The 24,987-nt window shown below is 47.5% G+C and carries 29 protein-coding genes and 1 pseudogene; 17 read left to right on the forward strand and 13 right to left on the reverse strand.

Annotated features, from left to right (window positions below):
* The first annotated feature begins 62 nt into the window (after window positions 1–62).
* The 6 genes from KNO68_RS03950 to KNO68_RS03975 all read left to right on the forward strand — a co-directional run bounded on the left by KNO68_RS03950 (window position 63) and on the right by KNO68_RS03975 (window position 4,767).
* On the forward strand, window positions 63–833 hold the full coding sequence (locus tag KNO68_RS03950; RefSeq protein ID WP_215112090.1) for a hypothetical protein: 771 nt from the start codon (window positions 63–65) through the stop codon (window positions 831–833).
* On the forward strand, window positions 830–1,753 hold the full coding sequence (locus KNO68_RS03955; RefSeq protein ID WP_214688729.1) for an AAA family ATPase: 924 nt from the start codon (window positions 830–832) through the stop codon (window positions 1,751–1,753). The genes KNO68_RS03950 and KNO68_RS03955 overlap by 4 nt, the downstream gene beginning before the upstream one ends.
* A 2-nt stretch (window positions 1,754–1,755) precedes the next feature.
* Entirely contained in the window at window positions 1,756–2,817 is a 1,062-nt protein-coding gene (locus tag KNO68_RS03960; protein WP_215112091.1) for a DUF58 domain-containing protein, read from the forward strand.
* A 15-nt stretch (window positions 2,818–2,832) separates the two neighbouring features.
* Window positions 2,833–3,567 carry a hypothetical protein gene (locus tag KNO68_RS03965; protein ID WP_214731479.1) on the forward strand — a complete coding sequence of 245 codons (735 nt, stop codon included), beginning with the start codon at window positions 2,833–2,835 and terminating at the stop codon, window positions 3,565–3,567.
* A 200-nt stretch (window positions 3,568–3,767) separates the two neighbouring features.
* The gene (locus KNO68_RS03970) at window positions 3,768–4,280 is read left to right on the forward strand and encodes a hypothetical protein (RefSeq protein WP_215112092.1); all 513 of its coding nucleotides are present in this window, start codon (window positions 3,768–3,770) and stop codon (window positions 4,278–4,280) included.
* 25 nt (window positions 4,281–4,305) lie between these two features.
* Complete coding sequence (locus KNO68_RS03975; RefSeq protein ID WP_215112093.1) at window positions 4,306–4,767, forward strand: NUDIX hydrolase; 462 nt, start codon at window positions 4,306–4,308, stop codon at window positions 4,765–4,767.
* 49 nt (window positions 4,768–4,816) lie between these two features.
* Here the strand turns inward: KNO68_RS03975 and KNO68_RS03980 are convergent, their stop codons facing one another.
* The gene (locus KNO68_RS03980) at window positions 4,817–5,527 is read right to left on the reverse strand and encodes a GntR family transcriptional regulator (protein WP_215112094.1); all 711 of its coding nucleotides are present in this window, start codon (window positions 5,525–5,527) and stop codon (window positions 4,817–4,819) included.
* 136 nt (window positions 5,528–5,663) lie between these two features.
* Between KNO68_RS03980 and bglA the strand changes: the two genes are divergently transcribed.
* From bglA to KNO68_RS04015, 7 genes and pseudogenes are all read left to right on the forward strand, one after another.
* The gene (gene bglA, locus KNO68_RS03985) at window positions 5,664–7,100 is read left to right on the forward strand and encodes a 6-phospho-beta-glucosidase (RefSeq protein WP_215112095.1); all 1,437 of its coding nucleotides are present in this window, start codon (window positions 5,664–5,666) and stop codon (window positions 7,098–7,100) included.
* Window positions 7,101–7,187: 87 nt separating this feature from the next.
* On the forward strand, window positions 7,188–8,000 hold the full coding sequence (locus KNO68_RS03990) for an MBL fold metallo-hydrolase (RefSeq protein ID WP_215112096.1): 813 nt from the start codon (window positions 7,188–7,190) through the stop codon (window positions 7,998–8,000).
* A 69-nt stretch (window positions 8,001–8,069) separates the two neighbouring features.
* On the forward strand, window positions 8,070–8,393 hold the full coding sequence (locus KNO68_RS03995; protein WP_215112097.1) for an ArsR/SmtB family transcription factor: 324 nt from the start codon (window positions 8,070–8,072) through the stop codon (window positions 8,391–8,393).
* Window positions 8,394–8,498: 105 nt separating this feature from the next.
* Window positions 8,499–9,305, forward strand: a pseudogene (locus KNO68_RS04000) (SDR family oxidoreductase).
* Window positions 9,306–9,457: 152 nt separating this feature from the next.
* Window positions 9,458–9,682 (forward strand): excalibur calcium-binding domain-containing protein, encoded by a 225-nt coding sequence (locus tag KNO68_RS04005; RefSeq protein ID WP_370149069.1) that lies wholly within the window; start codon window positions 9,458–9,460, stop codon window positions 9,680–9,682.
* Window positions 9,683–9,812: 130 nt separating this feature from the next.
* The gene (locus KNO68_RS04010) at window positions 9,813–10,367 is read left to right on the forward strand and encodes a helix-turn-helix domain-containing protein (protein ID WP_215112098.1); all 555 of its coding nucleotides are present in this window, start codon (window positions 9,813–9,815) and stop codon (window positions 10,365–10,367) included.
* Window positions 10,360–11,313, forward strand: coding sequence for an alpha/beta hydrolase (locus tag KNO68_RS04015; RefSeq protein WP_214812602.1), 954 nt, complete (start codon window positions 10,360–10,362; stop codon window positions 11,311–11,313). Before KNO68_RS04010 ends, KNO68_RS04015 begins: the two co-directional genes overlap by 8 nt.
* A gap of 36 nt (window positions 11,314–11,349) precedes the next feature.
* On the opposite strand, the gene KNO68_RS04020 is transcribed toward KNO68_RS04015, so the two are convergent.
* Window positions 11,350–12,186 (reverse strand): alpha/beta hydrolase, encoded by an 837-nt coding sequence (locus KNO68_RS04020; protein WP_215112099.1) that lies wholly within the window; start codon window positions 12,184–12,186, stop codon window positions 11,350–11,352.
* Between the two features lie 181 nt (window positions 12,187–12,367).
* Here KNO68_RS04020 and KNO68_RS04025 point away from each other — a divergent pair, with 181 nt between their 5' ends.
* Entirely contained in the window at window positions 12,368–13,126 is a 759-nt protein-coding gene (locus tag KNO68_RS04025) for a glucose 1-dehydrogenase (RefSeq protein ID WP_215112100.1), read from the forward strand.
* Window positions 13,127–13,142: 16 nt separating this feature from the next.
* Here KNO68_RS04025 and KNO68_RS04030 read toward each other — a convergent pair whose 3' ends face one another.
* Both KNO68_RS04030 and KNO68_RS04035 read right to left on the reverse strand, forming a co-directional pair.
* Entirely contained in the window at window positions 13,143–13,937 is a 795-nt protein-coding gene (locus KNO68_RS04030; RefSeq protein ID WP_215112101.1) for a helix-turn-helix transcriptional regulator, read from the reverse strand.
* 151 nt (window positions 13,938–14,088) lie between these two features.
* Window positions 14,089–14,349, reverse strand: coding sequence for a DUF1294 domain-containing protein (locus KNO68_RS04035; protein ID WP_214731507.1), 261 nt, complete (start codon window positions 14,347–14,349; stop codon window positions 14,089–14,091).
* A 208-nt stretch (window positions 14,350–14,557) separates the two neighbouring features.
* On the opposite strand from KNO68_RS04035, the gene KNO68_RS04040 reads away from it, so the two are divergent.
* Window positions 14,558–15,346 (forward strand): LysM peptidoglycan-binding and 3D domain-containing protein, encoded by a 789-nt coding sequence (locus tag KNO68_RS04040; RefSeq protein ID WP_214812605.1) that lies wholly within the window; start codon window positions 14,558–14,560, stop codon window positions 15,344–15,346.
* Between the two features lie 46 nt (window positions 15,347–15,392).
* On the opposite strand, the gene KNO68_RS04045 is transcribed toward KNO68_RS04040, so the two are convergent.
* The gene (locus KNO68_RS04045; protein WP_251024840.1) at window positions 15,393–15,833 is read right to left on the reverse strand and encodes a cation:proton antiporter domain-containing protein; all 441 of its coding nucleotides are present in this window, start codon (window positions 15,831–15,833) and stop codon (window positions 15,393–15,395) included.
* A 242-nt stretch (window positions 15,834–16,075) separates the two neighbouring features.
* Here KNO68_RS04045 and cls point away from each other — a divergent pair, with 242 nt between their 5' ends.
* Window positions 16,076–17,542, forward strand: a complete 1,467-nt coding sequence (gene cls / locus KNO68_RS04050; protein ID WP_215112102.1) for a cardiolipin synthase — start codon at window positions 16,076–16,078, stop codon at window positions 17,540–17,542.
* 43 nt (window positions 17,543–17,585) lie between these two features.
* Here cls and KNO68_RS04055 read toward each other — a convergent pair whose 3' ends face one another.
* The 5 genes from KNO68_RS04055 to KNO68_RS04075 form a co-directional block, all read right to left on the reverse strand.
* Window positions 17,586–18,563 carry a hypothetical protein gene (locus KNO68_RS04055; RefSeq protein ID WP_214684264.1) on the reverse strand — a complete coding sequence of 326 codons (978 nt, stop codon included), beginning with the start codon at window positions 18,561–18,563 and terminating at the stop codon, window positions 17,586–17,588.
* A complete protein-coding gene (locus KNO68_RS04060) occupies window positions 18,560–19,588 on the reverse strand; it encodes a DUF58 domain-containing protein (protein ID WP_012726320.1) in 1,029 nt (342 codons plus the stop codon). The genes KNO68_RS04055 and KNO68_RS04060 overlap by 4 nt, the downstream gene beginning before the upstream one ends.
* Window position 19,589: 1 nt before the next feature.
* On the reverse strand, window positions 19,590–20,498 hold the full coding sequence (locus tag KNO68_RS04065) for an AAA family ATPase (protein ID WP_012726321.1): 909 nt from the start codon (window positions 20,496–20,498) through the stop codon (window positions 19,590–19,592).
* Between the two features lie 113 nt (window positions 20,499–20,611).
* Window positions 20,612–21,310: an amino acid ABC transporter permease gene (locus tag KNO68_RS04070; protein ID WP_215112103.1), complete on the reverse strand. Its 699-nt coding sequence runs from the start codon at window positions 21,308–21,310 to the stop codon at window positions 20,612–20,614.
* Between the two features lie 7 nt (window positions 21,311–21,317).
* Window positions 21,318–22,166, reverse strand: a complete 849-nt coding sequence (locus tag KNO68_RS04075; protein ID WP_215112104.1) for a transporter substrate-binding domain-containing protein — start codon at window positions 22,164–22,166, stop codon at window positions 21,318–21,320.
* A 207-nt stretch (window positions 22,167–22,373) separates the two neighbouring features.
* On the opposite strand from KNO68_RS04075, the gene KNO68_RS04080 reads away from it, so the two are divergent.
* Entirely contained in the window at window positions 22,374–22,910 is a 537-nt protein-coding gene (locus tag KNO68_RS04080) for a GNAT family N-acetyltransferase (RefSeq protein WP_215112105.1), read from the forward strand.
* A 127-nt stretch (window positions 22,911–23,037) separates the two neighbouring features.
* On the opposite strand, the gene KNO68_RS04085 is transcribed toward KNO68_RS04080, so the two are convergent.
* Genes KNO68_RS04085 through KNO68_RS04095 form a run of 3 tightly spaced genes read right to left on the reverse strand, consistent with a single transcriptional unit; the run spans window position 23,038 to window position 24,848 of the window.
* Window positions 23,038–23,490 carry a GNAT family N-acetyltransferase gene (locus tag KNO68_RS04085; protein WP_012726325.1) on the reverse strand — a complete coding sequence of 151 codons (453 nt, stop codon included), beginning with the start codon at window positions 23,488–23,490 and terminating at the stop codon, window positions 23,038–23,040.
* Between the two features lie 15 nt (window positions 23,491–23,505).
* Window positions 23,506–24,219, reverse strand: coding sequence for an MBL fold metallo-hydrolase (locus KNO68_RS04090; protein ID WP_214684260.1), 714 nt, complete (start codon window positions 24,217–24,219; stop codon window positions 23,506–23,508).
* Between the two features lie 11 nt (window positions 24,220–24,230).
* A complete protein-coding gene (locus KNO68_RS04095; protein WP_215112106.1) occupies window positions 24,231–24,848 on the reverse strand; it encodes an NUDIX hydrolase in 618 nt (205 codons plus the stop codon).
* Between the last annotated feature and the right edge of the window lie 139 nt (window positions 24,849–24,987).

A 24,987-nucleotide genomic window follows, 5' to 3' on the forward strand; every position in this document is an offset into this window, starting at 1 on the left:
TTTAAACTATGAGAGGAGCCGTCACTTGAGATGAAATCGAATATACATATACGGAATCGCCAATGAAACAAGCCAAAACGATTTTTGTATCAGGGATTCTACTCTCCCTACTACTGGTCGCCCTCATCTCCTATTCCGGTCAACTGGGATACCGTTACTACCAATCATTAGATATCTCAGGGAGCGAGATTACGAGTTGGGTCACCGACTGTCATGACAAACGAAAATTTTTAGGGATTTTCGAAGTGACGGATGTCGACTTTTGGTGTGGGGATGCGCCATATGAAGAACCAGAAGGGAACGGTCCAGACGGAGCAATGATTGAGTCAGAAGACGAGTCAGGGGGGACACCGAAAGAGCGAATTGAGGACCAATCCCCTTCTTACGGAAACCCGTCAGGAGAAGAGACGAGCAGCGTTTCCTACCTCCCATACATGATTACCGGACTGCTTATCTTGCTCGGATGGTGGCTCTGGAAAAAACGACGCCCCTCGAAGAAACAAAGCGAGGAGGGAGAGTTAGTTATCGAGGGTCACTCGCTAGTGATTTCTGACAACGCGTCGATGAAGATAAACCGAACAGTTCATCCATTACCAGCATCGGCTATCCGAAAGCAGTTGATTCAATTCGAAGCAGCGTTACCTCCATATAAACGTCGTCGCCCAACTGAGACGTTGTCGACTTGGGCGAAACGAATCGAGCTCGATGCATCCCTACTTATCTATTTAGAGACACGTTATGATGATGGAAACATCTCACCACAACGTGAGCGAGCGTTCACCCAACAACTTGATGAATACCTACTACGCACACAAAAGGAGTCGAACTCATGACCATCCGACACGTATTGGACCAATTAGACCGCATTTACCTCGGTAAACCGGAAATCACAAAATTATGTTGCACAGCCCTACTGGCGAACGGCCATATCTTGCTAGAGGATGTGCCTGGGACGGGGAAGACGTTACTTGCGAAAAGCATCGCCAAAAGTTTTGAGGCAGACTTCGCCCGAATTCAATTCACAGCCGACCTGCTGCCTTCTGACATCATCGGTTCAGACTTCTTCAATATGCAGACCCAGACGTTCGAGAACCGCACCGGACCGATCTTCACGAATATTTTACTCATCGATGAAGTGAATCGCGCCGTTCCGAGAACGCAATCCGCCTTGCTTGAAGCGATGGAAGAACGCCAAGTTTCTATCGGTGGCGTCACCTATCAACTACCGAAACCATTCTTCGTCATCGCGACGCAAAACCCGATCGAGTCGGCAGGAACGTTCGCCCTACCAGACGCCCAACTCGACCGCTTCCTCATGTCCCTTCAAGTCGGATATCCTGGGGCAGATGAAGAGCGGAACTTGATTCTACAGACGATTTCAAAGACGAGACAGACAGTGCATGCCTTGATGACGAATGAAGCTTTTTTAGAAGCACAAGAGGAAGTCGAAAATATCCGGATTCATGAAGATGTCGTCACGTATTTGCTCGCACTCATCCACGAGACGAGGCAACATCCGTTAGTCGAAGTCGGGGCGAGCCCACGGGCGACGCTCGCGCTCGTCAAGGCCTCACAAGCTTATGCGTACTTGAACGACCGTCAGTTTGTCACGCCTGAAGATGTTCAAGCCGTTGCACCACATGTCCTCTCGCACCGATTGACCCTCACCCTTGAAGGGGACATCAAATCGACGAAGCGACAAGTGTTGGTGGACGTACTCGAGTCCGTAACTGTCCCCGTCGAAAAGGTGTAACGATGCGACAGGTCGAAATCAGTACACCGTCCATTCTTCAAGACCAACTTTGGCCGGCTTATGTCAGTCTCGGTTTTCTCACCATGTGGATGCCTTATGTATGGCCCATCGCTTATGTATGCGGGGCATTATTAATCGTCATGTTCATCCGGAAACGAATCATTCGAACACTTTCAAACGAAGTCTCATTTTCTATCCGGCAGAAAGAAGATCTCTTGTTCATTGACGATGAGACATCATGTATCGTCCGTATTGATGGGTATGAGCGAATCATTGCCCTTGGTGTTCCGCTATTGATTCGACTAGAGGGTAATGAACGGATGGTATTCGAGGACGGGTCACAGGCATACGACACCAGGATCGAACAGGACATACATCATGTGAGCGTCTCGGCTGTGAAGCGTGGACCTGCTTCGATTCATATGTGTGTGATGCGTGTCACGTTACCGTTTTATTTAGGTACTCTTTTTTTCACGGATCAGGAGATGGATATGCCCTCATGGATTGTGTTACCTACCATCACGAAGTCACCAATCACCGAATCTCGAATGATTCGGATGGGTGACCGTATCGTCAAGCACTCCCCGCTGAACGATCCGTTGATGATTCAGAGTGCAAAACGATATGAGAAGGAACCGACTAAACAGATTGACTGGGTCGCCACTTCAAAGGTCGGTCATGTACAGGCAAAAGTGTTCGAACGACAAAATCTCGACACGTTCACGATTTCCCTTGATTTGAGCGGTCCGCTCGGGAACGGCCTCCATGCGCAATATGAAGACTTGATTCAACAGACGGCGTATTGGGTCTCTTATTTGATTAAAGAAGATTGCAAAGTGGAGCTGTTAATCAACCGACTCGACAAAAACAACCAAGTCGACCGTGTTACACTGGGAGAAGGAAGAAAACAATTACGGCTCATTCTCGTCCGACTGGCGATGATTCATGAATCAAATGCATTTGTCGCATCATCGCGATTCACGTCATATGTCAGTCGTCACAAACAGCCTCACGCCGAATTGATTCACATCAATCACGCGATGCTGCTGAAATCTTCAGGGTGATGAAGGGAGAAACACATGCGACGAATGACGGGCTTACTCATATGTTGTGTCGGACTGCTTGCAAGCACGAGGACCGTATCAGCCGAGATGACTGAATCCTCGGCGGAACGTTTTGCAGATGCATATTTTTATAACATTGTGATGGATCATATTCAGGGAGATGATCCGGCAAATTATCATATGACGGACAGTGAGAACATCACTTTTGGGCCACTACTCGAGACATACGTACCGTCTTCCTCTTGTTACAAAACGGGAGAAACATGTACGTTCGTCCTAACAAAAGAATTTGTGGCGACCGTTTTTCAAGATGATGAACCGGTCAACGTGATCGGAACATATGAACAATCAGCGGGTACATATGCGTTCTCAACGTTCGGTTCTGACAAAGAAACTCCGAAAGCGTTGACGGACGTAAAAGGCAATCTCGTGAAATACGCAGAAGCGTCGGCTTGGTTTGATTATGATGGGGACATGTTGACGGCGTTGACATCTAATACAAAACAGATGATTAGCGGAGATGAGATTTCAACTGAGGCGTTTCAAGTATTATTGGTTGAAGAGAATGAAAGTATTGAAGGGGATGCCGAAGAAGGAATGATAGGTGGAGCAGGCGACTCATCATCAGTCCATTCGGATAAGACAGAGTCAAACAAGCCAACATCGAATACCAACCGATTGATTGGCTTTACTGTGTTAGCGATATTGCCATTCGGATATTGGTTCCTCAAGAGACGGAAAGCAACATGATGTCAAAACACTTATCCAATCATCATAATCCACTAGAATTAGTGGTCATACCGAGTCATGCATTGAGAGACAGAGAAGCAACCTACTTGATCTTTCGCCATTTGGAGAATGAACAGTTTCCATTACTTATAGAGCGTAAGCGGACTGTAAGGGATTCGAGAAAACGTCGCTTCTCTTTTAAAAGTCAGGAAGAAGAGCATGTGACGACCAAAACCATCAAAAATCGTGAGGTGTTAGAATCGGAATTGACGCTTTCTTCAAATGAGATCATCGTCTTAAGAGGAGAGAGGGATTGGATTCTGAGCTATTCCGAAGACGGGTTGACGCTTCAAGGAAACCAAGTGAGACATGTCGCGACAACTGGTATTGTCCAAATGGAGACATTTTTTGAACATGTGGTTAGAGGTGCGTTTCCCATCAAATTGGCGTTTGGTTTAGGTGGGACGTTTGCTCCATTTGAAAACGTGTTTCGCTTTATATTGCATAACCCAGATTGGAAGGGATTGATTGAAGACGAATTATTGCCTCAGCTTCAGATTCCGAAGGCGAAGAATGTGTGGCAGTCCCTCTCATATCCGACATACGAGCAGACGCTTGAGACGTTCACTATTGAATTTCATCCAAATATACTAGGAAATTTCATACTCGCACATGATGCTAACGATACGTACTATTTCATTGATCATGTGAATGGGGAGATCAAGATTTTTTAAATTCTAAATACAGAGGGGTAGTGTAGTGAGTTACATACAGCATATGCGTCAATTAATCGGATCGAATCTATTAATCACTGTAGGATGTGGAGTCCTCATCGAACAGGACAATCAAATTCTGTTGCAACACCGAAAAGATCATCATGTTTGGGGAATCCCCGGTGGCGTTATGGAGCCTGGGGAATCATTTGAAGAGACAGCCATCCGTGAAACTCTCGAAGAGACGGGGCTCTCCGTGGATAATTTGAAACTGTTCGGAATCTATTCCGGTGATGAGGGATATGCCAATTATGAAAACGGTGATCGCGTCTATAGTGTTCAAGTCATCTTTTACACCCATTCATTCTCAGGAGAAATCGCTCAATCGACAGACGAAAGTCACGAACATCGATTTTTCTCAAGAGAAGACCTACCACGATTACATCAACATCAACGTCGGTTCATTGACGATTGGGTCGAACAGGTCAATCTCCCGGTCGTGAAGTGATATTCATCTCTCGACAAACAACCCCTCATGCGCGCATGAGGGGTTGTCTTTACATATAGGGCCCGTTCGCCTGAATGACGAACTGTGAATGTGCGTAGTGGTACGTGATGCGGGAATAGTCAAATGGTTTCCCATTCGTGAGATGGAAGATCGTCTCGATGCGAAGTGTCGGGTCATTCTCTTGCAATCCGAGGTGTTCCGCTTCACTTTCCGTCAATCGCCCGACCTGTAGATACATGTCAGAAAATCCAATCGTGACGCCGAGCGCGCTTTGGACATAATCGAAAATAGAGTCTGCCACAATTTCGCGATTCAAATAGGGGACGATAGCTTTCACATAATAGGATTCCTCGTGACAGAGCACCTCTCCATCCACATACCTTACCCGTTCGACCCGATATACATCGTCCGACACGGCAATCCCGAGATTCTCTGCAACGGTCGAGTCTGGCTTCACGAAAGACACATCAATCACATCAGATGTCAAGATACGGTCTCCGAGATTGCTCTTGAACCCTTGGGTCGAGAAGAGGCTCATATAGCCAGGTCGATTATGTCGTCTGACGAAAATGCCGCTTCCCCGTAGTTGAAAAATGACACCCTTTCGTTCAAGCAGCTCTAAAGCTTTCGTGATGGTGCTTTTGCTCACCGCATATTGATTCATCATCTGCTCAAGGACAGGGAGCTTATCGCCTTGTTTTAAGTTTTGTTCGTGGATGTATTGTTCGATTTCATTTGCGATTTGTTGGTATTTTAGCATCGTCATTCCTCACTTTTTCGTCACTGGTTCTATTATATCATGAAAAAAACAAAAGTAATTCAATATACCGACCTTGTATAATTGTACCGGTACAATTATACTTGACGTGTACGATTTATGTGAAGGAGGACTTACAATGAAGACATTACCGAACGATTTTCTATGGGGAGGCGCGCTTGCCGCTCATCAATTCGAGGGTGGTTGGGAGGCTGATGGCAAAGGACCGAGTGTCGTCGATGTCTTGACGGCAGGTGCACACGGCGTCGCTCGCCGGATCACAGACAAGGTCGAACCGAATGAGTTCTATCCGAACCATGAGGCGATTGACTTTTACCATCGTTATAAAGAAGATGTGGCCCTCTTTGCTGAGATGGGATTGAAATGTTTACGTACTTCCATCGGATGGAGCCGCATCTTCCCGAATGGTGATGATGCAGAACCGAACGAGGCGGGTCTCCAATTTTATGATGACTTGTTCGATGAGCTACTCAAACATGACATCGAACCGATCATCACACTGTCGCATTTTGAGATGCCGCTCCATCTTGCCCGTGAATACGGGGGATTCCGAAATCGTGAAGTCGTCGAGCATTTCGTCCGCTTCGCTGAGGTCTGCTTTGACCGTTACAAAGACAAGGTCAAATACTGGATGACGTTCAACGAAATCAACAACAAGATGGACGTCAACAATCCACTCTTCTTATGGACGAATTCGGGAGTCCTTTTAGAAGAAGGGGAGAACGCCCGCGAAGTCATGTATCAGACTGGGCACCATGAACTGATTGCGAGCGCTCTCGCCGTTGCCAAAGGGAAAACCATCAATCCTGACTTCGAGATTGGAGCGATGGTCTCTCACGTACCGATTTATCCGTATTCATCAAACCCAGATGACGTCATGCTCGCCGAAGAGATGATGCGTCAACGCTATTTCTTCCCGGACGTACAAGTACGCGGCTTCTATCCCAGCTACGCCTTGAACGAGTTCGAGCGGGAAGGGTATAACATCCCAATCCTTGAAGGGGACGAAGAAATCCTACAGAACGGAAAGGTCGATTATCTCGGTTTCAGTTACTATATGTCGACGACCGTGAAGAGTGACGTTGTCGCGGACAACAGTGGCGATATCGTCAACGGTGGTCTGCCGAATGGGGTCGAGAACCCGTATATCCAGTCGAGTGACTGGGGATGGGCGATTGACCCGGTCGGACTCCGTTATGTACTCAACCGACTCTATGACCGGTACCAAATTCCGCTCTTCATCGTCGAGAATGGATTCGGTGCCGTCGATGAGATTGTCGACGGAAAGATTCATGACAAAGCCCGAATCGATTACTTGAAGGCCCATATCGAACAATTGAAGCAAGCCGTCCTCTATGACGGGGTCGACTTGATTGGCTACACACCTTGGGGCATCATCGACATCGTCTCGTTTACGACAGGAGAAATGAAGAAGCGGTACGGAATGATTTACGTCGACCGTGACAATGAAGGGAACGGATCGATGGAGCGGATGAAGAAAGACTCGTTCGACTGGTATAAGCGGGTCATTGCGACGAATGGAGAGAATCTCTAAATAAGGGTGAGCAAAGAACTGTGAAATGTCTGCAGGTCTTTGCTCTTTTTCGATATAATGAAGAAAAGTGAAAAATTGGAGGGACGCATGATGCAAATAAAGAACTATGGACCGGTGACGGCTGTTTGTGCCAACGTAAAGAACGGTCCATTCGAGATGTCGATGTATGTGTATTATATCGACGGGATGCTCATCGATACGGGAACACGCACGATGCTACCCGAACTTCAACCGTTTTATGAGTCGGTTCCAATCGATCTTGTCAGCATCACGCACCCCCATGAAGACCATATCGGAACGGCAGCCTGGCTTGAACGGTCATACGGTGTCCCGATTTACATACGAGAGTCCGCGAGGGACATGTGTCAGACAGGGTTAGAAATCCCCGATTACCGTGCGCGTTTCTCAGGAGACCCGGAACCGTTTCAGCCGATCGCCTATCATGAAAATCAGATCACGTCAGAACATCATACTTATCATGTGATCCATACACCCGGTCATGAGCCGAATCATGTCGTCTTATATGATGAGGAGAACGGTCGACTGTTCTCGGGTGATTTGTTCGTCCATCCGTATCCGAAGGTGATGATTCCAGAGGAGTCGGTCCCTGAACAGATTCGTTCGCTCAAACGGGTCCTGTCCCTCGATTTTGATGAGGTGTACTGTCAGCATGCCGGGCGTCTCGAACAGGGAAGGGAGCAACTGACCAAAAAGCTCGATTATCTAGAACGTTTGACCGATGACGTGATAACGAAAACTGCAGCAGGCTATACAATTGACGACATCAATGCTCAACTCTTCCCCGAACCATCGCCGCTCGTCAAAATCTCCAAGCGGGATTATGACTCGAGACACATGATTGCAAGCATTATACGTGAAGTGTACGAACAACTTCGTTGACAGAAGGCGGATCACCTAGTATTCTTAGTGTGGGATTAAACGTTTAAACTTTTAAACGGAGTGATGAATATGAAACGAACAGATGTTACACCCGAAGTATCGTTATCTTTATTTAAAGATGCGATTCCGTTGTTCCAAGTTTTAGCCGATGTCAATCGTCAACGCATCATCGTCGAGATCGCTAAACATGAACGCTTGAACGTCAATCAGATTGATGAAAAGATTGAGTTGTCTCGACCAGCCATCTCACATCATCTCAAATTACTTCGACAAGCGGGCATCGTTTCATCGGAGAAAGTCGGGACAGAGAACTTTTATTTCCTGACACTTGAAGATGCGGTCGGACTGCTGAAGGCACTGACACGTGCGATTGAAGATGAATGTATCTTATAACCTTTCTTTTTGGAAACAGAGAGAAAGGCTTCTTTCCCACTAATACGTTCAAAAGTTCAAACATATAAACATTAAAGGAGAATGGATATGTAGCAAAAACAAACCATCGTCATCACAGGAGCATCGAGCGGAATCGGTCGGGCAACGGTCGAACTGTTCAGCAAACGAGGCTGGCATGTCGCCGCGACGATGCGAAGACCTGAAGACCATCAAGAACTGTCTAACCTGAAAAGGGTGTCGCTCTATCAGCTAGATGTGACGAACGAGACGAGTATCCGAGAGGCATTTGAACGAATCGTCTCGGATCATGGAACGATGGATGTGTTGTTGAAAAATGCTGGATACGGAGCGGTCGGAATTTTCGAGGAAGCCTCTCCCGAACAGATTCAGCGGCAATTTGATACGAACGTATTCGGGGTCATGAATGTGATTCGGGCAGCACTCCCATAATTCCGCAAACAGCGGAGCGGTCGAATCATAACCGTTTCTTCCGTCGGTGGACAGATCACATTCCCAATCTATAGCTTGTATCACAGTTCAAAATGGGCGATTGAAGGATTCATCGAATCGCTTCAGTTCGAGTTGGCACCGTTCAATATCGGCATGAAATTGATTGAGCCGGGGCCGATTAAAACAGACTTTTACGGTCGTTCCCAAGAACTCGTGCGTGACCAACCGCTCGATGTATATGATGACTATACAGAAGTCGCACTCCATAACACGAATGCCGCTTGTGCGAACGCTGAAGGTCCGGACGTCGTCGCCGAGACGATTTGGCGTGCAGCGACCGACCGGAAGAAGCGTCTCCGCTATCCATCGGGTAAACAAGCAGGACTGTTGATCGCGCTGAAGCGTTATCTGCCGAACCAAGTGTTCTTCTCTATCGTGCGACGTGTCGTAGAGAAAAATTAACATCAAATATCTCTTATGAACTTCATCAGTGTCGGAAAGAATTTTTTATCCACTCATTCAATGATAAATATCACACAAATTTACCCGATATAACTTGTAAGAGGAGGGGTTTGATGAAAAAAGTCTCACTGGCATTATCGACGTTCATTCTTATGATTGGATTGACGGCAACACCGACAGACTCGGTCGATGCTGCGGCGAAACGCTTCAAAAACTGCACGGAGATGAACAAAGTGTATAAAGGGGGCGTGGCCAAATCGAAGACGACCAAAAACAAAGGTGGAAAGACGCGTTATAAACCTTATGTCAATAAAGCCTTATATGACGCGAATCAATCAAAAGACCGCGACAAAGACGGAATCGCCTGTGAACGGTGATCATATATCATGCATCGAATCAGCCGCCATACGAGGGCGGCTTTTTATATGGACATAGACAACGATTCGACCACATGATATTATCATAAATAATAATATTATCAAATATGATAACATCGAGGTGGAATCAATGAATCAAGATGTCTTAAAAAGTTTATTGAACCCGATTCGTATGAAAATCTTTCAACACGTTCTGATGAATGAAGGAGTCACGACCGGAGACTTAGCAAAAGCACTTCCCGATGTTCCTCAAGCGAGCCTCTATCGCCATATCAACAAAATGGTACAAGACGAGATTTTATCTGTCATGAGCGAAAATAAAGTTCGCGGGGTGTATGAGAAAGTGTATGCGATTCAAAACAATCCTTTAACTAGTATCAACAAGATTGTTGAGGAGGAAGACCGAGAGCAACTGTACATGGTCTGTTATACGTTCGCGATGTCACTGCTCATGGATTTCGGAGACTATTTAAAGCGGGACAAAATCGACCTTCAAGTAAACAAGGTCGGCTTTCGGAGTATCCCACTTTATCTGTCTGATGCCGAGAGTGATCGATTCCTAAGAGGTCTCTACGATCTCTTAGAGGGAGTGCTCGAGCATGAACCATCTGAAGAACGTACGTTGCGGAAATTCTCCTACGCGTTCATGCCGGTTGAAGAAAAGGAGGAGATGGATGATGTATAAACAAGAAAATGTGTTGATTCAAGGGGAAACAACCATTGCTGCCACCATAACGACACCCGATCAGGAACGGTCGTCCTTTCCAGCCATCGTCCTCATCGGAGGGACGGGAGGATTGGACCGTGACGGAAACGGTACCGGCTTCAAGTCAAACTTGTATAAAGACTTAGCAGAATGGCTGACGATACAAGGATTCATCACATTACGCTATGACAAACGGGGGATTGGCAAGAGTGGTGGCAATCGACATAGCGTCGGTCTAACAGGACTCGTTGATGACGTGTCGGCGGTCGTCCGTTATCTGAAATCTCATGACCATGTCTCACAAGACGTTTTATTTCTCGGCCATAGCGAAGGATGTATCGTCGCGACACTCGCAGCAGAACGTGAATCCGTTTCTGGTCTCGTCCTGTTGTCTGGTGCCGGTGTCGCCTTGAAGACGAGCATGCAGGAACAGGCACATGCTTTGCTCGAAGAAGTGGGACGTACGAAAGGGATCAAGGGTAAACTGCTTCGCTTTAGCTTGAATGAGAAGTCGGTCGTCGGGAAACAACAAAAACTGTTCGAGCGCGTCACAACAACGGATCAGGATACGATGCGGATCCAGCTGATGAAGTTCCCTGCCAAATGGTTACGGGAGCATCTTACACACACAGACGTGTCACTTCGAGAACGATTGGTTCAATTGAACATTCCGACGCTCGCACTGACAGGAGACCGGGACGTTCAAACGGACGTCGAGCATCTAGATGAGCTCGCCGCACTTCACGTAGAGCATATCGAGGTACAAAAGATTAAGGACATGGACCATATGTTGAAACATTTCGATGGTGAGATGAGTATTTTGGACGTGAAAAAACATTATCGTTCACAACTCAGTGAACCGCTCCATCCTGAGCTACAGCATCAACTTCACGACTGGCTAAAGCGCCACGACTGGGCATCATGACGAACAAGACAGCGGAAACCTCTCCGCTGTCTTGTTTTATGTATGTAAGAACCGCAGAACGTTTTCCATCGAGAAATGACGGCTCCACTGAACGAAGTGTCCACCTGGTATGGCAATCAATTGTACAGAGGGGTGAAGGTGTCGTTCCGCTCGTTTGACATGATGGAGCGTTCGCTTCGCCTCCTTCAAATCAATTCCCGTGAAATCCGCATAATACAGGTGCGTCGGGACTTGGACGCGTCGTAACAAGTCCTTAAAATCCAATCCATCATAACCAAACAACAAGTGTAAGCCACCGGTCGAAAGACGGGCCGATTGCTCGACAGCAGAACGAATCGATGCCGTCGGCTCGACTCCGATCCGTTGACAGAACAGTTGGAACTGTTCTTCGGAAAAGATAGAGACACGTTGGCTCGCCTGCGTTTCGATCCAATTCAAGAAGCTCAGTGGTACGTTGTGATACAGCAGTCGCAAAAGCGGCAAAGCGAATCCGAAGATGCCATATTCACGAAACGGAATCATGGCATTCGGCTTATGTCCTTGGTCGAGGAGAATCAAACGTCTGACCTGGTCTGGGTAATGGACCGCATACGCCAGGGCGATGGCACCCCCCATCGAGTGTCCGATCAAACGAATGGACTCCAGTTGTCGTGAAGTTCGGTATGCTTCGATCCAGTCCGCGAGTATTTTTGAGGTCGCATATGTATGTAGTCCCTCACTCTCACCAAACCCAGGTAGATCTAACAGGTGAACTTCGAAATCGTTATGTAATGCTTCGGCAAATAATTGGCCTTGTGACCCAGTGAATCCCCCACCGGGAAGAAAAAGAACCGGTTCACCTCGACCATGGACGGTTGCATGGAACTGTCTCACGTCATCTCTCCTTTATATAGAGTGGCTTTTATTCAAGTATAAAGATTGCTGGGAGTCAATTGAAGAAAAATCGCCATGTTTCTCAGGAGGCTCCCGACCAAATGTGGGTATATCATAGTGACAGGCAGATTACTGTCATCACACATCGTATACGTTCTGACCTTTAAAGGAGGAATGAGGAATGAAGCTTTCAGGAAAAACGGCAATCGTCACTGGCGCAGGTTCAGGCATGGGGCGGGCCATCGCCAAACTGTTTGCGAAGGAAGGCGCACGGGTCGTCGCCTTCGACTTGAATGAAGATGCTGTGCAGGCGGTGGTTGATGAAATCAAAGCAGCGGGTGGGGAAGTTCTTGGCATTGCTGGTAACGTGACGAATCAAACGGATGTCGACAACCTCATCGGTACGGCGAAAGACACGTTCGGATCGGTCGACATTCTCGTCAATAACGCGGGAATCATGGACAACTTCCTGACGGTGGGGGAAGTGACAGATGAACTATGGGACAAAGTCCTTGGCGTCAATTTGACCGGACCGATGAAATTAGCGCGTGCCGCCATCCAAGTGATGGAGAAACAGGATCGTGGTGGCGTCATCATCAACAATGCGTCCGTCGGAGGACTGTTCGGCACTCGCGGGGGCGCGGCGTATGTCGCATCGAAACATGCGTTAATCGGATTGACGAAGAACATCGCGGCGACCCATGGCACGCTCGGTAAGATTCGTGCCAACGCCATCGCACCGGGTGGGGTCAATACGAATATCGGGTCAACCATCACGGCACCGAGCGAACTCGGGATGCGTGCCATCCAAGGTGCGGGGGAAGCGCCGATGGGTGAGCCCGAACAAATCGCGAACGTCGCCCTCTTTTTAGCATCGGATGATTCGAGCTTCGTGAATGGTGATGTTTTGAAGGCAGATGGTGGATGGACCGCAAGATAAAGGAAAAGAGCCGAAATTACTCGGCTCTTTTCCTTTGGTATTGTTTTCGATAGGCGAGCGGGGTGATCGAATGATGTGCTTTGAATGTCTGTACGAAGTGACTGACGCTTGAGTAGCTCAGGCGATTGGCGATGTCAGCAACCGATTCAATCGAATCCATTAATAGAGTTGCGGCCCGGTCCATCCTTTTAACTTGGACATACGCAAGTGGAGAGGTGTTCCCGAACGTAGTAAACAACCGACAACATTCACTGCGACTTACATTACCCGCAGTCGCGATTCGAGCTAACGTGGGCTTATATTCTAGATGAGACTCGATATAAGCGAGCATCAGACGAAGGCTCTCCCGTTTGTTCTCATTCTTCATCACTTCACCCTCTTGCTGAATCCAATAGCGCCAGATGACCGTACACTGCAGTGTGGCATCCATCAATGCGAGTGGTCCGTCCGCAGATAGATGTTGCACAGCGCGTTCAATCGTCTGAATGATCGATTGATTCACGCGTTCCTGCTTTAACATATGTATGGATTTTTCGGAAGTAAGATACGGTGTTACATATCGTTTCGCCAACTCGGGATGGAACAATTCGTCCGGATCAAACTCAAGAAGCCTCATCTGCGACGATTCCTCGATTTTCTCCACCATCACACTTTGTCCTTGAGCCAAGAGAAGGGCTTCTCTTGAATGAAGAGTAAGGCGCATTCCGTTCACCAAAATCACGGACGTCCCAGACTCGCACAAAAGAACAGTGAAGCGATCCGTCACCCGTAGAGTCAATGGGCCGTGACGAATCATCTCGATACTATTCAAAATAGTCTTCCTCCTCATTTCGGAATTTTCCCGACATTTCATTTCGATTGTTCACGGAGAAACACTTTAGAACGAGCATGAAATGGGACGAACCCGATATTTCTCATCACCATCCAATAATAGATGTGATCAAGTTTCTTCTATATAAGGATTAAAAGATCAACCATCCTGTGAACGCAGCATGCACGAGAATCGCGACAGGTACCCCAATCCGGAATTTCGGCTTCAATGTCTTATGTCGGAAGATGCGCATCGCCACATAAGCACCGAACGCCCCACCAATCCAAGCCATCGTCAGCAATGTTCGCTCCGAAATACGCCAAGCTCCCACGCGAGACCGTCGTTTATCGACAAAATATGACACAAACGCTAGTAAATTAGTCACAATGTAATATAGCAGTAATAGTTCCAAAGACCAAAACCTCCTTATTTCTCTCCTTATTATATCTTAGAATGGCTCTAGAAAGCCGTTTTTATGGATTAAAACAATTTTCTGAATCCTCTCATCCTCGTGAATTGTTCTGTAAATGAACTGATAACACTCTCATATCGTCCTGTAATCGCTGTGAAATATACAGGTGTTACAGTAAGGGGGCGTTAGAAAAGGGAGGAATATTCTTATGAAAAAACCACTATTGACACTAACGGCACTCGCTGGCCTTAGTTTAGGAGTCGCTGCTCCAGCTTCGGCAGCATCAACACACACAGTTCAGTCTGGAGATACACTCTATCGTATCGCCGTGAACAACAACGTCTCTGTAAATGACATCAAACAAGCGAACGGCTTAAACTCAAATATGATTTATCCGAACCAAGTCTTGAAACTTGGAAAGGCAGAAGCGAAATCACAAGCTTCTACTGCATCTAAAACGTATACAGTTAAATCAGGTGATACACTTTATCGTATCGCATTGAACCACGGGGTCTCTGTCAATCAATTGATGACTTGGAACGGTCTTAATTCAGATCTTATTTTCCCTGGACAAGAGTTCGCCGTGAAAGGTGCAGCCGCTGCATCTGTAGCGAATGATGCGAAGACAACAACACCGAAGACATCGACATCAGCACCAGTTACGAAAACTGCATCGTCTACAACGCAAACCCAAGCTCCGGCTTCAGGTCAGACAATGACAGTGGAAGCGACAGCTTATACACCATATTGTGCAGGATGTTCTGGTATCACAGCGACAGGAATCGACGTTCGTTCGAACCCGAACCAAAAAGTCATCGCGGTTGACCCTTCTGTCATTCCGCTCGGCTCTAAAGTATGGGTTGAAGGATACGGAGAAGCCATCGCAGGAGACACTGGTGGTGCCATCAAAGGAAACAAAATCGATATCTTGATGCCGACACAAGAGCAAGCACTTGCTTTCGGTCGCCAATCAATCACAATCAAAGTCTTGAACTAATTCAAGCTGATTAAAGACACTGCCATCGGGCGGTGTCTTTTTTTGTCTATATCTTCTCCCAAGGATTCTTCACTTTCGTCAGTCCGAGTCGCTTCGCGAGTGGTTTAATCGTCAATCCATGTGGGGCGACAGAGGTTACGACTAAACCGAGTGTGATTGGCAACATCCGTTCCGCATCTTCAATTCCCAGTTCGGCAATCTCTTGTGCAAAGAAACCGGTCACCGTCATCGCAACAATACCTCGAGGGGCAATCCAGGTGATGAGTGCCCGTTCTTGCACGAATAGTGGAGAACCGAGGAGCGACGTCTGCACCGAGATCGGTCGGACAAAAAATAAGATTCCGAGAATCGACAAGAGGAGAGGCCAGTCGAAAATGGCGAGTAAACTATCACGTGTCAAACTTGCCGTCAGAATGATGAAGACTGTCGAAACCAGTAAAATCGAAATGTTCTCTTTAAACTCACGAAGCTGTTTCAGAATATGCATATGTCCATGCTTTGAATTTGCATCCCTGCAACCGTCATAATCAAGAAGGCTGGGAAGTCAAAACGCCAAGCGAGTCACTGCGAAAGTGCACCGATGAGGACAAGTAAGCTGAACCCAATCATCATGTCTTCCATAAGCTTCCCCCGTTTCTTCACTTCTTCATTAATGTATACCCAAATCAGGAAAAACATTTGCTAAGATAGTCTGATTTCGGGTAAAAATTGAAAAAAGGGAGGGATACCATGGAAGTGACTATCGGACTCATTATCGTCATCATGACTTGGCTCATCTTATTGCTTAACCTCACGTTTGCAATCACCATTATCTTTTTTGAAAGGCGTGACATTGGAACGACTTGGGCGTGGTTACTCGTCCTCTTCTTCTTGCCTCTCATCGGATTCTTCGTCTACATCTTCTTCGGTCGATTGATCAAATCTCAAAACTTTTATGAAGTCGAAGAAGAGAAACGTGAAGCGTATCATCATCATGTGGCGGAGCAACTTGACCAATTGGACCAATCCATGGCACCGTTCAATCATCCACTTCTATTGAAGCACCGACGACTCGCACGATTGAATCTCGTATCGACGAATGCGATGATGTCTTTCCAGAACGATATCGACGTCCTTCACGACGGAAAAGAGAAGTTTGATCTACTGTTTAGAGATATTGAACAGGCGACGAAAGAAGTGAACATTCAGTATTACATCATCCAAAACGATGCACTGGGTCAATCGTTAATTCGCTTATTGACCGAAAAGGCAAAACAAGGATTACGTGTCCGACTCCTCTACGATGCGGTAGGCTCGAGGGGACTGAGGCACAAACACTTTAAGGACCTGCTGGCCCACGGTGGGGAAGTCAAATCGTTCTTTCCGTCCAAACTCGACATCAACTTCCGCGTCAACAATCGAAATCACCGAAAGCTCTGCGTCGTTGACGGAGAACTTGGTTATATCGGCGGCTTCAACGTCGGGGATGAGTATCTTGGAAAGGATGAGCATTTCGGTTATTGGCGAGATGTTCACTTACGAATTTCAGGCGACGCCGTTAAGGAATTGCTCGAACGATTCATCCTGGATTGGAATCGCTCTGTCCCGACACGAACGAAGGCACAGAAAGACGACTTTGTTTGGCCAATCGAAGGAATTGCTCGTCATGCGTCCCCGGTTCAAATCGTGACATCGGGTCCAAACTCGTCGACGGAGCATTTAAAGAATATGCTCGTCAAAATGATCACCCAGTCGAAAGAATGTATCTATATCCAGACTCCCTACTTCATCCCGGATGCAAGTTTCCTTGATGCCTGTCGAATCGCCCTGATGGCGGGTACTAAGATCAAACTGATGATCCCGAACAAGCCCGACCATATGTTTGTCTACTGGGCGACCTATGCGAACGCTGCGGAGCTCGTACGTTACGGGGCAGAAGTGTTCACGTATGAGGAAGGATTCCTTCATGCGAAAACGCTCGTCATTGACGGAGAAGTCGCATCAATTGGGACGACGAACATCGACGCCCGAAGTTTCCGCCTCAACTTTGAAATTTCAGCGCTTGTCTTCGACAAAGCCATCGCTCAGTCCGTCATCGATGCGTTCGAGCGAGACGAGGCACGCGCTGAGCGGCTAACCATCGAACGTTATGAATCGAGGACACGTTGGATTCGCTTCAAAGAGAGCGTGTCCCGCCTTCTCAGTCCAATTTTATAATGAAAAACATCCGGTCAGAAGGAACTCCTCTGCCGGATGTTTTTTAGCGTTTATTAACTTGTTCAACGAGTCGTTCGAATGAATCACTGATTGCTTGTGGCGCTTCCTTGTCCCCATACTCTGCGGCCTCTAACCAATCTGCATAAAGCCTGTGGTCCGTGAACTCGATTCGCTGCAACCAATCAGCCACCGTCTCTTCCCGAAGACGTGGGTGCTGCTGTTCTAACTTTCGTCCCGTCTCAAGAAGGCGAATCTGGCGAGGCGAGCGGACAATCCGCTTATCTGAGAGTGTCGGGTGGTGAATACTCCTAGGAATCATTCCATCTTCCTGGATGTCTTTTCGCTTCTGCAGATAGAAGAACAATCCTACTCCAAGAAGCAAGATCATTACAAACACTCCGATATAGAACAGCGAGTTATTCGATGCGGACGCGAGCAATGTCTCTTGCGCCACTGTCTCCGCATCTAGGTTCGGGTTATTCGGTACGAGGAAGCGGTTTACGCGATCATTCGGGTCGAGTACGATTCCATCAAACCAGCTCCCAATCCACAAAAAGAATGGAGTGATCCAGGCGACGACATTACCAAACAATAGCTCTTTAATCGTACGAATGATGAGAGAGACAATCAGCCCGATGCCTAGGCCGACGGTCAACATCGTCACCATCCGCTTGTAGTCGCGACGGTAATACAGGTTTCGTTGCCAAATCAAAAAGATGAACGGAAAGAGCACCATCGCGAGCGATTGCGATGCCGGGGGGAATAACCAGTCCGCCACCAAAAACAATACGCTCGCCATCGCGTAACGGTCCGTCCAATCCAACGTCCGAATGAATGCATGAACGTATGTGAATATCAAAAGCATGATGCTCATCTCATAAGAGAAATAAAGGGCACCGACGCTCATGATCGTCTGCACAATCAGTTGTGTATTCCGAGGGAGACGAAGTGTCAATAAGAAGAGCAATGGAAACACGTGCCCGATGTAAAATGCTGCGAAGACCCACCATAACCATCTCATTGACCGTCACCCCCCAAGCGGAGAATCGACTGATTCCCACTGTATTTGGCGACCTTTCGTTCAAACAAGGAGCGAGCAAGCGGAAAATCACTCTCGGACAGACAAGCGAACGTCGTCATAATCTTCCGAAAATGTACCTCACCACTTCCCGGTTGAAGGTCATACGTGATTCCATCCTTCGTAAGCGTCGGGACAATCAGACCGTAACTCGCATTTTCTTTCTCGAAATCACGGCATAATGCGGCAGCTTGCGAGATGAGGCGCTCCATCTGATAGGTGAGGGCACGCCCATCCTTCGTCAACAAGTCGAGGACGATGACATATTCATTTGCTTGTACCGGTTGCTCGGTACGGGCCAGCAGTTCGCCCGTCTTCGCATAGGCAGACCAATATAGCTGTCGCATCGGTTGCCCATGATATGGAGTGACCGATTGGAACGTCTCCGGGTCACGATAGGCACTATGACGAACCATCTCCTCACCTGGGAGAGTAGGGGGACGTTTCGGAATCGGATAGGGCGAAAACTCAGGGAAGACATAGCCGATGCGTGGGAGTGAGTCCTCTTTATAGAGCGAGAACATGCGTAACGGATCCCGAATTTCCATCCCGATAGCCTCAAGGCGGATGGGACCACGCTTCTTCGCATGGAGCGGGATTGTGAAGTCGACAGTCGCATTCGTCTCGACAAAGTTCTCCTGACGCCAAAACGCATGTCCTTCTGATTCCACGGTCGGATGCAAATAGCCGGATAGGCGGACAACGCCAAGCGGGACTTTTGCCGTCGACACAAGTTTCAAGACATAGACGGCCTCGTCATTCGGAAAGAGTTTCATCTCCTCAGTGAGGTCGACATGGATTTGTTCTGCCAATCGAAACATAAAAGATGGCATGACCAGTGCATAGAGACTGAATCCAATCAATAGACTGGCAATCAAGACGTTCCCATAAAGTGCCGTGAAGACCCCGACGACGAACAGGAGCCACATATAGCCGGACTCGAGATAGCGTGGGCTGACTAACTGCATCTTACACCTCTGAGGGGACCGGGATGGTCTCGAGTACAGATTTGATCAACTTTGACGGCTTCGTCTTCAGCGATGCTTCAACCGTCAAGACGATTCGATGCCCTAAAATCGGAAGCGCGAGTGCCCGAATATCTTCCGGTGAGACATAGTCCCGTCCTTCCATATAGGCATGAGCCCGAGCCGCCATCGTATATGCGAGCGTCGCTCGTGGACTTGGTCCGACCTCGATGTCGCGATGGTGACGGAGCGATTCCATCAAATCCAGCAAGTAATCTTCCATCGCCTCGTGGAATCGGACATCTCGTACCTCTTGCTGCATCTTTAACAATTCGTCCTGTTGCAGAGAGAAGGATTCTGAAGCGAGATGCTCATTGCGAATCAGTCGTCGTTCGGAATCTCGTGAGAGGGGAGCAAGTGTCAATTTGAATAAGAAACGGTCCAATTGAGCCTGCGGGAGCGGGAACGTCCCTTGCCCGTCGAACGGGTTTTGTGTAGCAATCATAAAGAATGGTTCCGGTAACTTGAGCGACACTTCCCCGAGTGTCACTTGACGTTCCTGCATCGCCTCGAGCAACGCGGATTGTGTACGTGGTGTCGTCCGGTTGATCTCATCGACAAGTAGAATCGACGTGAAAATCGGACCCGTCCGGCGTTCGAACGCCCCGGTCGTCGGATTGAACAACTCCATTCCTAATATGTCACTCGGCAATGTATCCGGAGTACATTGTACACGCTGGAATGTCGCCGAGATGGAGCTTGCTAAACTACGGGCGAGTGTAGTTTTGCCTGTGCCGGGACGGTCCTCGAGTAAAACGTGACCTCCCGAGAGTAGCGCAATCGAAGCGAGCTTGATGGCTTTCGATTGACCAATGACTTGATCATTCAAATGTGAAACCCATGGATGGTTCATTCAAAATCCCCCTATATTTTTCTGATAATTAAGAAAATCATAGCATAATCGGTTCAGGAGATGTATCAAAAATCAAATTCACTAAAAAAGACCGACCGGCATAAGCCAGTCAGTCAACGTTTCGGAGTATCTAAATATCGTTCAAAATGACGTTCGAGCCATTCTTGGAAGAAGGACATGAACGTACAGATTGCCCAGTAGATCAACGCCACGACGATATACACTGTCATGTAGTCGAACTCCCGACCACCGACGATCTTGGCCTTGTTGAAGATCTCAGGTACCGTGATCATCGCGGCGAGCGAACTGGCTTTAATCAAATCGAGAAAAACGTTCGAGAGCGGCGGAAGGGCGATCCGTGTCGCCTGTGGTAAGACGACCCCCTTCAATGTTAGCCATTTCCCCATCCCGAGTGAACGAGCCGCCTCCACCTGTCCGTCATCGACCGCACGAATCGAGGAGCGGATGATCTCAGCGATATAGGCGGCGGAATTCAAACTGAATCCGAGAATGGATGCCGTCAAAGCGGCGAACTCGATCCCGATGAACGGGAATCCCGAATAGAGGATGAACAGAATGATCAAGATGGGTACGCCACGCATGAACGAGATATAGAAAGTTGACGAGTATCGAAGGAGTCGTGTCGGAGACAACTTCCCGAGCGCCAACAAAAGACCGAGCAAGAGACCAAAAAACATACTGACGAACGAAATCCAAAGCGTATTCGGTAATCCACCCAATAGATAAGGAAATGATTGAATCGCCAGGTCTACGTCAAAGATGGCGTCCCATTTAATATCTGAGAACGTCATGCCGTCATTACTTCGTTTCGACGATTGTTGCGTCTACGTCTGGTTCTACCGAAACATCCGCGCCATTGTAGAATTGCTCAGATAGTTTCTTGACCGTACCATCTTCAAGCATCTCATCTAGTACACGGTCGATATTCTCCTGGAGCTCGTCATTTTCTTTGTCCATCAAGAAAGCGACTTCTTGTGGGTTATAGGCGATATCCGGGTGAATCGTGATATCAAACTCAGGGAAGAAGGCAAGGGCCAACGTCTGAAGGTAATAGTCATTCAAGATGACATCGGTCCGTCCTGTTGAAACGTCGCGCAAGTACTGATCGTTCGTCGCGTTGTCATAGATGACATCTTCTGCACCATATTCTCGAGCCACGTCCATGAAGACAGTCGTCGCCTCACCAGCGGCTTTCTTACCTTTCAAGTCCTCGAGTGATTCGATTCCAGAGAGGTCGCTCTTGCGAACGATGGCCGTCCCGTACGTGTATTTATACGGTTTTGAGAAGGCAAACTTCTCTTTACGGTCTTCTGTTACCGAGATATCATTCGCTGCCACGTCGATTTGACCGTTCTGTACACTCGTCAACATGTTGTCAAATGCCGTTTCTTTGAATTCGATCTCGAGGTCAAGACGCTTGGCGACTTCTTTCATGAGTTCGACATCAAATCCTGTCAACGTGTCACTCTCTTCTTCACGGAAAGAAGCGGGGTAGAGGGTACCGGCCGTACCGACCGTCAATGTGCCTTCTTCTTGAATCTCTTCCCAGCGTGTCGTATCTGCTTGATCCGTGCTATCATCACCACAAGCAGCAAGTGGGATTGCTAAAAATAAAGTTGCTGCCAAACCTTTAGTCGTTCGTTTCACAAGAATTCCTCCTTAGATGGTTCATCTGTCTAAAAATAGCATGACTTCAGCGGTCTAGCAACTGTGAAGCATGTATTAAACAGGTGAAATTAAAATTTGAAACGTTTATTCATAAAGCGTTATCATTCCTATGAATACTAAATTCACACGAATGATACAGAATTAAAAATTAAGTGAGACAGAATCGATATTGAGGAGGCGGAGCGTATGAGTTTGATTCAAATCATTGCCTTAGATGAGGCGCATATTCATATTGTAAACGATGCAAATGATCCTTTTCCGATCATCGGACGAATCATGCCAAGTTATATGGATGGAAAATGGACATATGTCGAAGAATTAGATGAAGAAGTCAGAGAGATAACATTTCCGGACGATCGATTAGACTGGAAACAATATATCGAACATGACAGTCGCATCCTGTTTTTAGCGATGGATGCAGATGAATGTGTAGGACAAATCCGACTCGTGAAGGATTGGAATCGATTTGCATACATTGAAAATATCGCGGTCCGTCAAACACATCGTAAGCGTGGAATCGGAAAACTGTTGCTTGAAACAGCCAAACAGTGGGCAAAAGAAAAACAGCTGATCGGCTTATCGCTTGAAGCGCAGAACGATAACTTGATTGCATGTCGCTTTTATAGAAAAGAGGGATTTCAACTCGGAGGCGTCGACACGATCAAACAATACGCGAATCCACAAATCGAGTTGACCTTGTATTGGTACAAGATTTTTAAGTAATAGGGAGCTTTAAAATAGAGAAAAAATTGCTCTATTTTTATTAGTTTACATAACATATATTATCAGTAAAAATAATATCTCATCTCATTATCTTAGTATACTTATGATAGTGAGATGAGATTTGAATTTAAGACGTATGCGTATACCGGATCAATGTGACGCCATGTTCTGGTTCGAATTCGGCACTCGGTTCAAATCCAAGTTTCGTATACAGACGCTTCGCCGGTCCGTTATGCTTGCCCGTATGCACGTAAATCAACTTTCCTTTGTGAATGCTCAATATGTGTTCGAGTAACGTCGTCGCCAGTCTCGCCCGAAAGTATGTCGGGTCGATACATAGTTTCGTGATTTCAACAGTTTTCTCAGATGCTTCCACCGTGACAAACCCAATCAACCGCTCCTCGATATATAAGCCATAACTCGTGCCTGGTAAGTTTTGAATGACATCAATCGTCTCATAGCGCGCTGGGATTTCGTCAAACCCGAGCAGTTCCGCTTCGACAGCATAAGCGTTACGTTGAATCTCGAGCATCTGTTGGGCTTGCTCAAATTGATGAATGGCAACTTCTTTCAGCTGCATGGTGCAACCCTCCCGTTAACGGATAAACTTTCTCGCCTGCTTCCGTTTCGCCCGTTTCAACGCCAAATAGAGCCGGTGTGTCCCTTTGAGTGGCGGACCGTGCCCTACGAAAGTAAGGAGTGGTGACAAGTCCACTAGCCGCTCCGCACTCTCGACGGCAACGGACCGATTCCATGTCGCGAGTCCTGGTAATGGGAATAACGGCCGAACATCTCCCGCCACCGCTGCCCCTCCCTGAGTTTGAAAAGCGTCACCTGCAAATAATACCCGATTTACCTCGTCATAGTACGCAATTGACCCTGGTGTATGACCCGCTGCATCGAGGACACGTAAACCGAATAACCGCTCACCAATATCTAGTACCGCATCCGGTGTAGAACGAATCGTCGGCAAAGAACCACGAATCTTGTTCTGCTCTTCTTCCTCTAGCGACCGATCTCCCGATAAGAGGCGGGCATCACGTCGGGAGATGAAGAGTTCAGCGAGCGGATGCTCTGCTTTGATGGTGTCCACCCCACCGACATGATCCCCATGAGCATGCGTTAACAATATCGCGAGGAGTGGCTTGTCTAGCTCGGCGATATACGATAGGATATCGGTCGCGTTCCGCTCCAGCGCCGTGTCGATCAAGACGAGTCCGAGCTCATGCTCAAACAGTTGAACGTTGATTGGCAGTACGGGAGCGTAAAAGGTCAGTTGATGGATATGTCCATATCGTCTTACTTGCATCATTGAGCCTCCTAGTCGAATAAAGTGGTCCAGTCTTCTTCTTGCCAATGCGCGTCAAAGCATATATGAATCTGTTCGATCGTATTTCGGGCAAGGGAGAGCTCAGGTAAATCGTCTCGTTCAAAGAAACCGACGTCACTCGTCTCCACGCCGGCGCTCCCCTCCCCGTCACCAATCAGTGCACACTCGATGAAAAGTTTGTAATAATGCTCCGAGAGAGGTGGGTGTGGATGTTCATGCATATCGAACAAGGCGAGCAACCGTACTGGAATCACATCCAGGCCAGCCTCTTCCTCTACTTCTTTGATGATATTCGAAGCAGGAGAGCGATTCACTTCACAGAAGCCACCGGGTAAGGTCCACAACCCATCTGACCGCTCCTTCACGAGCAGGATTCGATCATCTTTGAAGATGACGCCTCGCACATCAAGTTTCGGTGTCGGATAACCGTCCACATGAACGAGTTGTGAGATGGCCTCGTCCGATAAGTCCGAGTGCCGTTCATACATCTCTCTTGCGATTTCTTGTAACTCTTGGTACCGTTCTCGGTCATATTGATCACGCGTGAACGTCAGACCGGCCTGAGACAGCGCCTGAATTCGTTTCGCCCATGTCAGCCATTGAGACATATAGATCCCCCTATCTTTTGTCCTACATGTCTTTTTCGGCAAATCGATGCATTCTTCCTTTTCAGAACCCACATTCTCTGATGTCAGCTTTCCATCACGTATACGAATAACAATTGGTCGAGATGCACACGCGGCACCA

Source organism: Exiguobacterium sp. s75 (genome assembly GCF_018617145.1).
Classification (GTDB): Bacteria; Bacillota; Bacilli; order Exiguobacteriales; family Exiguobacteriaceae; genus Exiguobacterium; species Exiguobacterium profundum.